This is a genomic window from Actinomyces succiniciruminis (genome assembly GCF_900002405.1).
GTDB classification, from domain to species: domain Bacteria; phylum Actinomycetota; class Actinomycetes; order Actinomycetales; family Actinomycetaceae; genus Actinomyces; species Actinomyces succiniciruminis.
In genome coordinates this window covers 1-13,617 of record NZ_LK995501.1, presented here as the reverse complement: position 1 = coordinate 13,617, position 13,617 = coordinate 1, and the positions used below count along the sequence as shown (strand labels likewise).

Here is a 13,617-nt window from a genome sequence, read left to right as displayed (position 1 = left end):
TTCAGATCCTCTCCCCCAGGTCGGCACCCCAGCGGCGGAAGACGAGCACCGCGCCGACGAGTGCGATTCCCGCCCAGACACAGCAGGACAGCCAGTCACCTATGGTTCCGGGCTGTAGCGAGTAGACCAGCGAACGGAACAGACTGATGAACTGGGCCATGGGCATCGCCTGAATGAGGTCGTGGGCGGGCAGCCCCCAAACGGACTCGGGGACGATATCGGGGTTGTAGATAATGGGGGTCGCGTAGAACATCAGCTGCAGAAAGACGCCCACGAGGTGCGCCAGATCGCGAACATAGATGTTCCAAATGGACAGGATCACACTGATGGCACCAGTGAAGACAACGAGCAGCAGCAGGAATGGCACCAGCAGCAGCCAAGTCCAGGACACGTTCGTCAGGCACAGCAGTACCGCTAGCAGCAGACCGACCTCAATCGCCGACTGCACCCCGATGGCCAGGCAGGAACCAAGCACTGCGGAGTAGGCGGGGAAATAAACCTTCTGTAACAGGCCGCCCGAACCGAGCAGACCGTTGATTCCCGCATTAATCGAGTTCTGGAAGAATCCCCAAATGGTCAGGCCTGCGAATAGCCATACGGCGAAGATTCCGATGCCCTCGTGTCGTGAGGCGATAGTTGCCGGGACCATTTTGAACAATCCGCCGAAGATCAGCGTGTAGATGCCCAGGGACGCAAGGGGGACTACGAGTGACCACAGCCAGCCCAGAGCGGTCCCCTTGAACTTCGACTTGAGGTCACGCTGCCCGAAGGCCTGAATGAGGTCCCACTCCTGCCAGAACGACCTCCTGGACCTCACGTTCGTCTTGTTCATGCAGTCCTCACTTGCCTCGGGGTGCACGTCGGAGCGCGGACGAGTCCCCAAGGACTCGTGCAAGCGCGTCCGCGCCTGACGGACCAGGCCACCATACCTGCTAGGTCATAGTCGCAGAGAGGGCCTGTAGGTGATGTCTCCCGCAACTTCCCCGGCTGCATCGGCGGTGTCGGTCGGGTTACCCTGTGGATACCCAACTGCGAGAACACAGCACTGCCAGGGAGGACGCGCATGCCGGTAGTAGTAGCGGTTGTCGTGACCTTCAACCCCGATCATGACATCGCCGGACTGCTCCGGGTGCTGGACGAACAGTGCGATCACGTGCTTGTCGTCGACAACGGCACTCCCGGCGACGGGCTGTCCCGCATCAAAAGAGCGGCGGTGGAAGCACACGCCGAACTGTTGGCCTTGGGGCACAATCGGGGAATCGCCGCGGCTCAGAACGTCGGCATCGCGCATGCTCGCGACCTGGGCGCCTCCCACATACTACTGTCCGATCATGATTCACTGCCCGCTCCGGGAATGGTGGACCGCCTGCTGTCCGGCTTCGACTCCGCGGGGCGCGTTGCCGCGGTCGGGCCTTTGCCGGAAGAAGACCGCGAGGGCGGCGATCAGCTCGTCTACGTGAGTCGCCGTTGGAAACCGGGGCGCGCAACGCCTGCGGAGCTGGACACCGACCGTCTCGAAGCCGCCTTCCTCATCGCCTCCGGCTGCCTGGTGAGTGTCGACGCGCTGAACACCGTAGGTCCAATGGATGAATCGCTGTTCATCGACCACGTCGATCTGGAGTGGGGACTGCGCGCACGCCAAGCCGGGTTCCGGCTGCTGGTTGTTCCCGACGCCAAGCTGCATCATTCACTGGGCGACGACGTGGTCATGTTGCCGGGCAGATCCCAACCAGTGCATGTCCACGGGCCGACGCGTAACTACTACCTCGCGCGCAACACCATCGCCCTGGTCCGCAGGCACGCGCTCATGCCCTGGCGGTGGCGAGTGCGGTACGTGTACTGGCTGGTCAAGTACGTTGCCTTCAACGCCATGCTGCCGGACCGAGGCAAGGAGCGCAGACGCCTACTGCGCCGAGGCATCCGGGACGGCCTGTGCGGCCGCTCGGGGCCGCTCGACGACCAGGCCTGAGCCGTACCTCCCCGCACGCCTCCGCCTGCGTCTTCCCACACGCTATTAGACCCGGCCTACTCCGAGGCTGTCGATGACGATCAGCAGCAGCACCAGAGCGCACAGGCACCAGACCACGGCCCGTCCGCGTCTCTTCAAGGGCTTTAGCAACAGCCCGAGCACCAGCGCTGTGAGTGGGATCAGCGTGACCCCGTAACGTGCGGAGACGATGGGGAAGTAGACCTCCTCACGTACCCACGACTGGACCTGGACCAGCAGAACCACCAGCACCGGCCCCACTACCGCAATGCCTGCCAGGAGTCGTTCACGCCCGCGCAGCGCAATAAGCCCACAGAAGGGGGCCACGGTTAGCGCCAGCCCCGCCAGATTGGTGAGGAGCTGGCCGTGATAGGTCGTGACCGGAGCTCCTTCCCAGGATCCCGAGGTGTATCCGAACACGTGGGTTAGCGTCGGCAGCCACTCGTCGAACGGATTGCCCGCGTATTCGGTGTTATTCTGGCCGAGGACCCGGTTCTCCCACCCGGTCGGCGTATGGGCGGCGACGTATCGCCCCCACAGCAGGGTGACCAGCCCACCCCCAGAAATACCGGCGGCCACGGTGAGCAATGGCTGCCACCAGCGGTCGCGTCCGCGCACCAGTCGCACCACTGCGATAAGTACCAGCACCCCGAGCACAATGACTAGGGACGCCAGGGTGATCGTCTTGACCGCCCCGGCACAGGCCGCCGCTATCAATGCGAGTAGCGCCGCCGACTTTCCCGACAGTTCACGCGTAAGCACGATCGCGGACAGCACACCGAACACCAGGAAGGGCGCATCAGTGGACACCGTCGTGGCCACCATGAGCGTGAAGGGATTGGCGAGCAGCAGCAGGGTCACCGGAGCAGCGAGCCCGCGCGGCAGGGACCACATGCGCATCAGGGCGTAGACCATCATCAGGCCAACCGCGACGATGATCGCACAGGACAGGCGCATGAGCGTCACCGGATCGAGGGAGGTTACCACCATGCCGATACGGGTCATCAGTGCAACCACGGCGAAGAAGCCCGGCGGCTGCCAGGCGTTGTAGTTCTCCATGATCACACCGAACTGCGACGGATCGGTCACGCCGCACTCGGGCAGTTTGTTATACACACTCGCCTGCTTCCGGCAGGACCACTCCTCGAGCGTGAAGGGGGTGTAGGTGTCACCGCGATGGGGAAGCTCGCCGTGCATGATGCGCCATACGTAGTCGATATGGGTCGCCTCGTCGATAGGGCTGATCTCGGTAACTCGCATGATCTGCACCACCGCGACGGCGAGGGCGAACAGGCCAATCGCCAGGGCGATGCCCACGTCGGCGCGCCGCCGGGGCCACCAGGAGCTCCACCGGGACCGCCCATTGCCGTCCCCCGCCCAAGTGCGCCGTGCCGACGCAACGGAGTCCGTAGCACCTTCCACCATGTCACTCCTCCTCATGTGTCACCGATTCCTGCCCTCGCCCGGCGGCCGCTCCGGGTTACCTCACTCGGACGGCGTCTGCCCCCGACTACGCCCTTGCCGAGCGGCGAGAATGCCGGCGCCACCCATGGCAAGATCCGCGATGGTCAGCACCGCGCGGGACAGTAGCACCACGGCGACCACACCACCGGTGGTCAGCGCGCCTGCCAGGACGAGCCCGAGCACGCCCTCGCGCACACCTGCGCCGGCGGGGACAAAGACGATCAGGAAGCCGACGGTCCAGGCCATGGCGTACCCGCCGATGCACAACGCCAACGTGGCCGGGGTCCCGGCCATACCGATGCCGATGGCCAGCAGCCACACCTGAACGCCGGCGACCGCCCATGCGACCAGCGTCCAGACCGTGCAGGCACCGATACCGGACCAGCTGACCGGATGCTCCAGCGGGGGCCGCCCTGTGAGACGGAAAACCAAGGCGAGTAGCCGGTTGAGGATCGGCGGCAGCAGCATGACGACGAAGACGGGCAGTGTCCAGGACACCCAGCCATAGCTGTCGCGCAAACGCTCCGAGGCGAAGGGCATCGTTACCACCGCCAGCGCGGCACCGGTGACGATGGAGACGATCACGGTCACCGCCATCACCGAGACGGAGCGACGACGCGGAATGTCATGATCCGCGCCGAGTTCGGCCGCGGCGAGTATGTTCCACACCCCTCCGGGCATGTACTTGCCGAGTTGGGAGACGAAGAAGACCCGGAAGGCCGCGCTCAGCGGCAGCGTTGTGCCCATGTCGGCCAGCAGTACCCTCCAGGCCAGCATAGTCAACAGTACGTAGATCACGCCGGCAACCAGCGAGCCCAGCAGCAGCAAAGGATTCATGCCGCTCACGGCCGCGACGATGTCATCCCACTGTGAGGCCACCGCATACACTGCCAGTACGACCACCAGTGCGAGGAAACCAATCCGTACCGGGGTGGAGCGCAACGCCCCCATGACTCTTCCGATAAGCGCGCTCACCGATCCCCCTCCGCAGCCACCGCGCGCTCCAGAGCGGCGACCAGTGGCGCGACGGCCTGCTCGGGCACAAAGGCCTCCGCAGCGGCCGCGGCGTGCTCGCGTGCGGCGCGCAGAGCGGCGGGGTCGGTTGCCAAGCGCTCCAGGGCGTCGGCCAAGGCGTGGGGATCACCTGGCGGGACCAGAATCGCGCCGTCGCCGATCGCACGCCGTTGTGGGGCGGTATCGGAGGTGACGACGGCGCATCCGGCCGCCAGCCCCTGGTAGACCTTGTTGGGCACCACGTCAAGGGCCTTGTCGGTGGTGCCGACAATGCCGAGGCAGACATCGTGCTCGGCCACCACGCGGGGCAGCTCGGCGGAGTCCACCCAGTCGCGCCACTGAACCATCTGCCCGGCTGGGGAATCAGCCAGTATCTGTTCGCATTCGGCACGATCCTGCCCCGACCCAATCAGCAACGTTCGCACCGGCACACCTCGCTCGGCGAGTTGCCGCAGCGCCTGGGCGATGTACGGCGTGCCTTGCAGCGGAGTGAACAGTCCGAAGAAGACTACGGTCAGTGGGCGATCTGCATTCCGCACGTCGTCGTCCCCGCTCGTGGTGCGTTTCGTGCGGGCGGCTTCACCGGCCGTAAACCAGGCCGACGGGGCGCCGACCGGGACGATCACTCCATGGTCGCGTACTGCGCCGTCGAGCTTGGCAGCGTGCTCCGCGGTATCTAGGACAACCACATCAGCGCAATGTGTAGCCATGCGGTCAAGGACCGACAGGAGTTTTGCCTTGACCCCATCCTCGCCGCGGTCGCGGGCGGTTCCAGAGGCGAAGATCAAGTGGTCCAGAATGATCGTCGTGCGGGGGTAGAGCAGGCGGGCCAGCAGCACGTCGAAGTGCCCCATGTAGCCTACAAGTAGGGCATCTGGTTTGTGCGAGCCGCGGTAGCGGCGACTGCCGGCGGTAAGACGCGACCAGCGTGAGGCAAGCCGGCCTGCCAGAACCGGCAGGCGCCAGGGCTGTTTGAGGATCGCGACCCGGTCGGCGGTGCTCAGCCCCAATGGCTCGTCTAGCTCACGCACCTCGTTTCCAGGTGTGCGACGCAAGCCCTCGAGAAGGACCTCGACGCGCGGGTGTGACGCGACATCGTAGGTCCCAAAGCCCAGTACCCTGCGCACGTCTCAGTCTTCCTGGTTGTAAGAGTCCGCTCCCGGCAGGAGACCGGGGATGAGGGCGGCGCGGATACCGGGAATCTGCGTGTCGTCCACGCGCCCGTACTCGATGTTCTTGACCCGTTCCAGAGTCTCCTCGATCAGCACCCGGTTGGTGCGCTGCAGGTCGGCGATCACCAGCAGGGCCACGCACAGCAGGGCCGCCACCAGCATGGTGGTGCCGAAGACCAGGGACTGCACGTGACCGCCGGCGGTGCCCATGCACCACAGGATGAAGAAGCGGATGAACGGGATGGCCCCAACGATCGCGAATAACGCCGCCAGCCAGCCCAGCACCACGTGCGGCTTGAACATCAGGTAGGAGCGGGTGATAGCCCCACCGGACTTGGCCATGTGCTGGAAGATGTTGTTGAACAGGCGCGATTCACGCGTCTTGGGGTTGGTGGTGATCGGCACCGACGCGATACGCAGCCGCTTGTTGCCCGCCTGGATGATCGTCTCCATGCAGTAGGAGAACTGGGTGATCACATTGAGTTTGAGCAGTGCGTTCTTGGAGTAGGCGCGGAAGCCGGAGGCGGCGTCGGGCAGGCGAGTACCGGCCGCATAGTTGACCACCTGGGAGCCGAAGTGCTGCATGCGCTTCTTGAACCAGGAGAAGTGGGCGATCTTGGCGGTCTGCCGATCGGCGATGGCGATGTCGGCCTCGCCGCGCACCACCGGGGCCACCAGGTCGCCGATGTACTCCTGCTTGTACTGGTTGTCGCCGTCGGTGTTGACCACGATGTCGGCGCCATGCGCCAGGGCGTAGTCCACGCCGTCGCGGAAGGAACGGGCCAGACCCATGTTTCGGGCGTGGCGCACGAAGTGCTTGACGCCGTGCTCCCGCGCCACCTCCACGGTGCGGTCCTTGGAACCGTCGTCGATGACGAGGATCTCGATCTCGTCGACACCCTCGATCTGGCGGGGGATCGTGTCCAGGACCATGCCTAGCGTCCCCTCCTCATTGAGGCAGGGGATCTGCACAAACAGTTTCATGAACTTCCTTCTCGGGTGGGCGCGGGGCGTGTGCACGCCCGAAATCGTGGCCGAGCGAGCACCGCTAGCCTACAAGCTGCCACATGCGCTACACACCAGCGCGAAGGACATCACCGTTGTTCAGCGCACCACGCCGAGAGTGTCCTTCTTGTCCCCGTTCCAGTCACCCACGATCGTCTTGTCACCGGCCCGGCCGTAGATCTGGACGATGTCGGCCACGCCGCTGGACAGAGAGTTCCGGACGTAGTACGTGGCGTTGCGACGCACGGCGAGGGTGTCCTTACCGTTCCCGTTCCAGTCGCCCACCAGGACGGTGTCGGTGGGCTTACCGTAGATGACGACCTGATCCGCCTTCCCGCCGGTCAGCGAGTTCTTGATGTGGTACTGGCCGCCGCGGCGCACCGCCAAGGTGTCCTTGCCGTCACCGTTCCAGTCGCCGACGATCACTTCGTCGGCCGCTTTACCGTAGACAACAACCTTGTCAGCACCACCGCCATACATGGAGTTCCTGAAGTAGTAGGTGTTGCCGCGCCGCACCGCCAAGGTGTCGGTGCCGTTGCCGTCCCAGTCCCCTACGAGCACCTGATCGGTGCTCTTGCCGTAAGTGAAGGTGCGCAGGCTCGCACCGGACGTGTTGGCGTTGCGGAAACCGTAGGCGGCGCCATTGCGCACTCCGGTGGTGTCCTTGCCGTCTCCGTTCCAGTCGCCCGCGAGGACGGTTGTAGCCGGAGTGGTGTAGGTGAAGACCGTATTGGCGGTCGCCGACCAGGCGTCATTCAGATAGATCTGGTGGCTCCTGGCACCGTTGGACGAGGTGGATTTGCTTGTGGAACTGGTCGCGTTGTTACTCGAGCTGTTGATCTGGCTCTGCGCGGTCGAGCGGATCTGGCCCAGCTTGGAGTAGCCGACGTCGCCGGGGCAGGTTGTGTAGCCGACGTCGCGGTGCCCGGAGATGACGGGCAAGGAGATGGTTTGCCCGGCGGCGTACTTCTCCGTGGACTTGAAGGTGAAGGCGGAGGAGCCGGTGGCGCTGGTGACCCCGGCCCGCTTCAGGAACCAGCCGGCCATCTTGCCGACATTGGTCAGGTGGGTGGAGGAGGGGGACACGCTGGTGTAGGTGCCCATCATGGAGATGCCCATGGTGCCGGTGTTGGCGCCGTAGGCGTGACCGCCCACCACCATCTTGCCGGCCGCGGCACCGGTGGACCCGTAACGGCCCTCGAACACCTGGCCGTACTTGTCCACCAGGAAGTTGTAGCCGATGTCGCCCCAGCCGAGGGTGACCGCGTGGTAGTAGTAGATGCCGTTCACAATGGAGGCCGACTGGCTGGACGTGTAGTTGTTCGTCCCGGCGGTGTGGTGGACGATCACGTGGTCGGCCGCCACGTATGACGGCGTCCAGGTCATGTAGGAGGAGTTGGCGCCCCACTCCGCGCGGGTGATCACCGGCACCGGCAGGCTGCCCGCGGTGGTGGTGGCCGCCAGTGCGGCGGGCAGGTTCGGGCTGACGGAGGTGCCTCCGCTCGTACCGGTCGAGGCCGCTGCGGACTCGGTGGTGGCGGCCGTTGCCTCGGCAGCCTCCGGCTCCGCGCCTCCTGTCTGCGAGGTCGCCTCATCCGCCTCCTGCGTTGCCACCCCGGTGGGTGTGGTCAGGCCGCTCGTCAGGTTGTCCTCCGCCTCCTCGGGCGTGGCCACCGCGGTGGGCTCCGCATCCACGGAGCCGAGGTTCTCGGGCTCGAGTACCTCCTCGCCGACGGGCTCGCCGGGGATCAGCGCCAAGCGGAGGCCGGCGGGCAGGTCGGCCGCATCGCCGACGACGCTGGCCTGTACGGCGTCCGCACCGCCGGTGACGAACTCCTCCGTGCCGGCCACGCCGACGGCGTCATCCCGGCCGGCGCCACTGGCCTCGTTGAGGTACCACTCGGACCAGACGCCGTTCTCGCGAACGCGCAGGTAGACGTCCAGGCCGTCGGGCAGCTCGTCGGCGCCGGTCCAGGTGAAGCCGGCGACCAGGAAGTCATCTACCTCTAGCGGTTCGGTGAGCAGGAGCGCATCCGCCTCCGGGTCCACGCCGCCAGCAGTGACCGCCCGGGCCACGGTTGCCAGGCGCGCGTTGAGCCGGGGAGCGACGGCGGTGCCGCCGCTCGTGCCGGCCGATGTCGTCTCCTCCAGTCCGGCCTCGGCCACCTCGGTCGCCTCGCCGGTGGAGGTGGTCAGTTCGAGCAGTTGCACGGGTGCGGCCGTCTCCGCAGTATCGGCGACCGCCGTCGTGGCGGGCATGAGTCCGGCCGCGAGCAGCGGGAGCACCGCCGTCAGCCCGAGAAGTCGTGGGGCTCGCATGAGGGTCCTTTCAGCACCGCGAACAAATTCCTGTGAGTCACATGTGCACGCTGAGACGTATGTGACTTATGTGAACTGAAAGGCAGGCTACCGCCGATGAGCGATACATGGTGAACGAATTGATCTATGTCACTTAACTACAGAAGCGTAATTATCGCCGATGTAATTCATTGTCGACATGCGCCTAATGCCATCACTCCGAGTTGCCACTGCCACCGACTGCATGGGCGGCACCTGACCCGCCCAGTCGGCCGATCCCATGTGGCATGATGGCGACGTTCGAACGCCTTCTAGCAGCGCAGGGGAGCACTTCATGCACGTCCTCATCACCGGCGGCGCCGGGTTCATCGGCGCCAACTTCGTCCACCAGACCCTGGTGCGTCACCCCGACGCGAAGGTGACGGTGCTCGACAAGCTCACCTACGCCGGCAACCGGGGCTCCCTGGAGGACCTGGGCGACCGTATCAACCTGGTGGTCGGTGACATCGCCGACGCAGACACGGTGGACCCGCTGGTGGCCGACGCCGACGTGGTGGTCCACTTCGCCGCCGAGTCTCACAACGACAACTCGCTGCGTGACCCCTCCCCCTTCATCCGCACCAACCTGGTGGGCACCTTCACCCTGCTGGAAGCGGTACGCCGCCACGGGGTGCGCTTCCACCACGTGTCCACCGACGAGGTCTACGGCGACCTCGAGCTTGACGACCCGGCCAAGTTCACTCCCGACACCCCCTACAACCCCTCCTCCCCCTACTCCTCCTCCAAGGCCGGCAGTGACCTGCTGGTGCGCGCCTGGGTGCGTTCCTTCGGCGTGGAGGCGACCATCTCCAACTGCTCGAACAACTACGGGCCCTATCAGCACATCGAGAAGTTCATTCCTCGCCAGATCACCAACCTGATCGACGGCGTGCGCCCCAAGCTGTACGGCGCGGGCGAGAACGTACGCGACTGGATTCACGTGCTGGATCACAACAACGCCGTGTGGGACATCATTGAGAAGGGCCGCATCGGCGAGACCTATCTGATCGGCGCCAACGGGGAGAAGAGCAACAAGGAGGTCGTCGAGCTCATCCTCGAGCTCATGGGACACGACCCCAGCGACTACGAGCACGTGAACGACCGCCCCGGCCACGACATGCGCTACGCGATCGACAACTCCAAGCTCGTCACCGAGCTCGGCTGGGCCCCGCAGTACACGGACTTCCGCTCCGGCCTGCAGGCCACCATCGACTGGTACCGGGACAACGAGTCCTGGTGGCGCCCGCTGAAGGCGGAGGTCGAGGCCAAGTACGCCGCCCAGGGACAGTGAGCCACCCCGCAGCGCCCGACCGGAGAGGTTGGGCGCTGCGGTTCTTATTCGCCGTCGTCGCCGTCGCAGGCGGTGATGCGCCACAGCTGCGCGCCGCCCTGGGAGTCCACCAGCTCCATTCCGGTCTCGGGCAGCTGTGCCAGGGGCTCGTCCCAGCGCAGTGGGGCAATGCCGGTCTGCGATCCCGCGGCCGTGGCATCGGTGTCGATGAAGAAGAACTCTGCGCCGAGCTCGTCCAGTGCCACGCAGGTGGTCTGATTCAAGTCCGGCCAGGTCTCCAGCAGTGCCGCCTGGGGCGTGCCCGCGGCGGGGGCGGCCCGCATTGGATAGGCGACGTGCACGCCGCCCAGCGACCACAGGTAGGCACCGCCTAGGGATGGTGCACCGACCACGACGGCGTCATCCGGCAGCGCCGACGCCGCCCGCTCGAACAGGGAGATCTCGTCGGCAGTGACCAGGGTGCCGTACTGGATGCGTTTCGGATCGTAGATCGAGGCGACGAGTGCCCGCTCCAACGGTATCCGCGTCAACACCGGCACCGTCGCCAACAGCACCAGTGCGACCGCGCCCGCCCGTCGCCACTGCACCGTGCGCTGTTGGAGCAACCGGGCGGCCATGCCCTGCACCGCACCGCCGGCCAGGACCAGCGCCGGTAGCAGCACCAGCGGGGCAATACGGGCCTTCTGCAAATACCAAGGAGAACCGAGCTGGCGGCCCACCCACTGCGGTCCGCCAACCATCACGACGAGCACCAACGCCAGTAGCCACGCCGCCAGCCAGGGACGCAGCCGCCGATCGCGCCGTCCCATCCAGGCACCACCGATCACGAGTGCACCGAAGACCGCGCCCACGGGGATCAGGGCGCCGGCGTAGGAGCCGTACATGGGTAGGTCGGCCAGCGTCTGCAACAGCGTGCCCGCAGCGCCCGCCGGCCCGCCGGCCGGGCGCCGGTAGCCCATGACGGAGGCCAGCGAACTGCGCAGCAGCCAGGCAGCGGCCGCCAGTATCAGCACGCCGACCGCTCCCCCGCCGAGCAACCACGCCCGTGCGCGTCCACGCAGGTGACGCAGCCCGGCAAACGCCCCCACTGCGAACGGAAGTCCTAGGACCACCAGATTGAACAATCCGGTGCCGTGCGCGGCCACCACCCCACCGCAGGCACCAATGAGTAGCAGCCAAAGCACCGCCCGCCGGCGCGGCGACTCGGCAGCGTGTGCACGCAGTAGCTCCAGGCACACCATCACCCCCGGCAGGCCCAGCACGCTGAGCGCGTAGGGCCACACCGCCAGCGCGGTCATGGGCAGTAGCGCGAAGGCCACCAGCCCCGCTGACAGGGCGACGGTAACGGCTACCGCGATCGCCCGGAGGCGATCACGGTCGAGCTGCGCGCCGGGCACGCCCCCGGTGCTGGGCCTGGGGCCCATGCCCGCGCCGACCAGCTGGATGAGCATGCCGCAGGCGGTCAGCGGCCAGACAAGGGCGAGGACCGCCAGAACGGCGGCGTTGGTTGCAGCCACTGCGCTGCCGGGAGCCAGGGCGACGAGCCCGTGCCAGACCGTGGGGTAGTAGACCGCCCGGCCGCCATACAGGTCGGCGAGGCCGCCGAGCATGGAGGCATTGCCACCCTCCCGAATAGCGGCCACGGCACTCAGGTGGAAGACGGCGTCGAAGGCCTGGGCCGGGTATCCGGCACCCGGCAGCGTCGTAAGAAACACCAGCGCAGGAACCAGAACCGCGATGGCCAGGCCGGCGCTTAGGATCCGGCGGCCGCTCCGTCCGGCCGCCAGCCGCCGCCCCACCTGGTCACCGTGCCCGGCGACCAGGCGCGCCGCCGAGACAAGCAGCACGGTGACAACGCCAACAACCAACCACCCCCACGGGCACCAGGACGCGCCGACGGCGTGGGCAAGGATCTCCGCCGCCCCGACAATCGCGCAGCTGAGCGCGGGGGCGAGCGCCAGGGCCGCCGACGCATTCAGCCGGGCCCCCCGTGCGACGGCCCAGCCGGGCAATAGCAGAATGAGCGCCACGACCGCCGTCGCCGGCAGCAACTCCACGGGGCTGGACACTGCGGTGACCGTCATGCTCAAGCTCACGTCCACCTGCACCATGAAACCAGATGCACCAGGCGCCGCACCGGCTTACCGGGCCCAGCCACAGGCACTGATCAGCCACAGGGTGTGGTCGCCGTCGCTCGCCACCGGCGTCAACGCCTCGCGCGGCAGCTCGTCGAGCTGGTTGGGCCAGCGCGGTGTCTCGGCTCCGCCGGGGGCGCCGCCTTCGGTGAGGTCGTCGTCGGTGTAGTAGTAGTGGGCGCCCAACCGGTCCAGGGCGGCGCACACCTGCGGGTCGTCAAGGATCTCGTCCGCATGCCGAGCCACGATGCGGCGGTCTGCCTCGGCGTAGCGCCGCAGAGTCGGATAGACCACGTCGGTGCCGGTCAGTGACCAGTAGTAGGCCGAGCCGTTGGTGGGCTGGCCGAGCACCACCGCGTCCTGGGGCAGCAGGTCCGCGGAAGCGCGGATGAAGTCGATCTCCTCCTCGGACAGCATCATCGGCCAGCGGCTGATCGTCGGCTGGTAGGAGAAGGCGATTACGTAGTGGTGAAAGCCCGAGCGGGCGACCGCGGCGCCGCCAAGGGCGACCGTGCTCACGGCGAGCAGCGCCGCCGCCGCGCGCAATCCCCAGGCCGCACGGACCGGCTGCGGGGAGGCGAGCAGCGCCGCGCGGCGTCCCCGCGCCGAGTCCCCTAGCCCCTCCAGCGCGGTCACCGCCAGCACCAGAACGGCGATCTCGAACAACGGCATGATCCGCGCACGCTGCAAATACCAGGGTGAGGCGAACACGCGCAGTGGACCATCCGTGTACACGGAGGCGACCATCAGCAGCACGGCGAGCACAGCGGTGAGGATCGCCCAGCGATGCCGGCGCCGAACCACGGAGACGACCACTCCGACGGCCGCGACCACGGTCAGGCTGGCCCCGCCCCAGCCGCCGTCGCGAATGGCCCGGGTCATGGCCGAGTCGTGGAAGGCCTCACGCAGCACCGCCACCGCATTCGCACTCGGCCGGTGGTAGGTGAACAGCATCCGCAGCTGGTCCCAGAAGCCAATCACGCCCAGGGCCACCGCCAGCACAACCAGGCCGGCCAGGGCCATGATGATCATCCGCTGGCGGTTTCCGGCGCGCCAGCGCTGCGTGATCGCCACCAGCCCCACCACCAGCAGCGCGGGCACGCCGATGACCGCCAGGTTGAACGCGGAGGCGCCGTGCACCGCCACCAGTCCCAGGCAGGCGAAGCCGGCGGCCAGCCAGCCACCGACCCGGGAGGCGGCCGCGCGGCGCTC

At 66.8% G+C, this 13,617-nt stretch carries 10 protein-coding genes; 2 read left to right on the top strand and 8 right to left on the bottom strand.

Annotated elements, in window-relative coordinates; translation table 11 throughout:
- Position 1: 1 nt before the first annotated feature.
- Positions 2-832, bottom strand: coding sequence for an ABC transporter permease (locus tag BN1056_RS07715; RefSeq protein WP_210580192.1), 831 nt, complete (start codon positions 830-832; stop codon positions 2-4).
- A gap of 231 nt (positions 833-1,063) precedes the next feature.
- On the opposite strand from BN1056_RS07715, the gene BN1056_RS07710 reads away from it, so the two are divergent.
- A complete protein-coding gene (locus tag BN1056_RS07710) occupies positions 1,064-1,969 on the top strand; it encodes a glycosyltransferase family 2 protein (protein ID WP_210580191.1) in 906 nt (301 codons plus the stop codon).
- 45 nt (positions 1,970-2,014) lie between these two features.
- Here the strand turns inward: BN1056_RS07710 and BN1056_RS07705 are convergent, their stop codons facing one another.
- From BN1056_RS07705 to BN1056_RS07685, 5 genes are all read right to left on the bottom strand, one after another.
- Positions 2,015-3,412: a phospholipid carrier-dependent glycosyltransferase gene (locus BN1056_RS07705; protein WP_210580190.1), complete on the bottom strand. Its 1,398-nt coding sequence runs from the start codon at positions 3,410-3,412 to the stop codon at positions 2,015-2,017.
- A gap of 60 nt (positions 3,413-3,472) precedes the next feature.
- Complete coding sequence (locus BN1056_RS07700; protein ID WP_210580189.1) at positions 3,473-4,426, bottom strand: lysylphosphatidylglycerol synthase domain-containing protein; 954 nt, start codon at positions 4,424-4,426, stop codon at positions 3,473-3,475.
- A complete protein-coding gene (locus BN1056_RS07695) occupies positions 4,423-5,496 on the bottom strand; it encodes a glycosyltransferase family 4 protein (protein ID WP_210580187.1) in 1,074 nt (357 codons plus the stop codon). The genes BN1056_RS07700 and BN1056_RS07695 overlap by 4 nt, the downstream gene beginning before the upstream one ends.
- A gap of 99 nt (positions 5,497-5,595) precedes the next feature.
- On the bottom strand, positions 5,596-6,621 hold the full coding sequence (locus BN1056_RS07690) for a glycosyltransferase family 2 protein (RefSeq protein WP_210580185.1): 1,026 nt from the start codon (positions 6,619-6,621) through the stop codon (positions 5,596-5,598).
- 120 nt (positions 6,622-6,741) lie between these two features.
- Entirely contained in the window at positions 6,742-8,961 is a 2,220-nt protein-coding gene (locus BN1056_RS07685) for an N-acetylmuramoyl-L-alanine amidase (RefSeq protein ID WP_210580184.1), read from the bottom strand.
- Positions 8,962-9,274: 313 nt separating this feature from the next.
- Between BN1056_RS07685 and rfbB the strand changes: the two genes are divergently transcribed.
- Entirely contained in the window at positions 9,275-10,270 is a 996-nt protein-coding gene (rfbB, locus tag BN1056_RS07680) for a dTDP-glucose 4,6-dehydratase (RefSeq protein WP_210580183.1), read from the top strand.
- A gap of 44 nt (positions 10,271-10,314) precedes the next feature.
- On the opposite strand, the gene BN1056_RS07675 is transcribed toward rfbB, so the two are convergent.
- Together BN1056_RS07675 and BN1056_RS07670 are read right to left on the bottom strand one after the other, a co-directional pair.
- Positions 10,315-12,354, bottom strand: a complete 2,040-nt coding sequence (locus tag BN1056_RS07675; RefSeq protein ID WP_210580182.1) for a DUF6541 family protein — start codon at positions 12,352-12,354, stop codon at positions 10,315-10,317.
- Between the two features lie 57 nt (positions 12,355-12,411).
- On the bottom strand, positions 12,412-13,617 hold a 1,206-nt coding region (locus tag BN1056_RS07670), incomplete at its 5' end, for a DUF6541 family protein (protein WP_342343942.1).

Excerpts from the sequence above, each read along its gene's own strand:
- BN1056_RS07715 (WP_210580192.1), bottom strand. The coding sequence starts at position 832 with ATGAACAAGACGAACGTGAGGTCCAGGAGGTCGTTCTGGCAGGAGTGG.
- BN1056_RS07710 (WP_210580191.1), top strand. The coding sequence starts at position 1,064 with ATGCCGGTAGTAGTAGCGGTTGTCGTGACCTTCAACCCCGATCATGAC.
- BN1056_RS07705 (WP_210580190.1), bottom strand. The coding sequence starts at position 3,412 with ATGGTGGAAGGTGCTACGGACTCCGTTGCGTCGGCACGGCGCACTTGG.
- BN1056_RS07690 (WP_210580185.1), bottom strand. The coding sequence starts at position 6,621 with ATGAAACTGTTTGTGCAGATCCCCTGCCTCAATGAGGAGGGGACGCTA.
- BN1056_RS07685 (WP_210580184.1), bottom strand. The coding sequence starts at position 8,961 with ATGCGAGCCCCACGACTTCTCGGGCTGACGGCGGTGCTCCCGCTGCTC.
- rfbB (WP_210580183.1), top strand. The coding sequence starts at position 9,275 with ATGCACGTCCTCATCACCGGCGGCGCCGGGTTCATCGGCGCCAACTTC.
- BN1056_RS07675 (WP_210580182.1), bottom strand. The coding sequence starts at position 12,354 with ATGACGGTCACCGCAGTGTCCAGCCCCGTGGAGTTGCTGCCGGCGACG.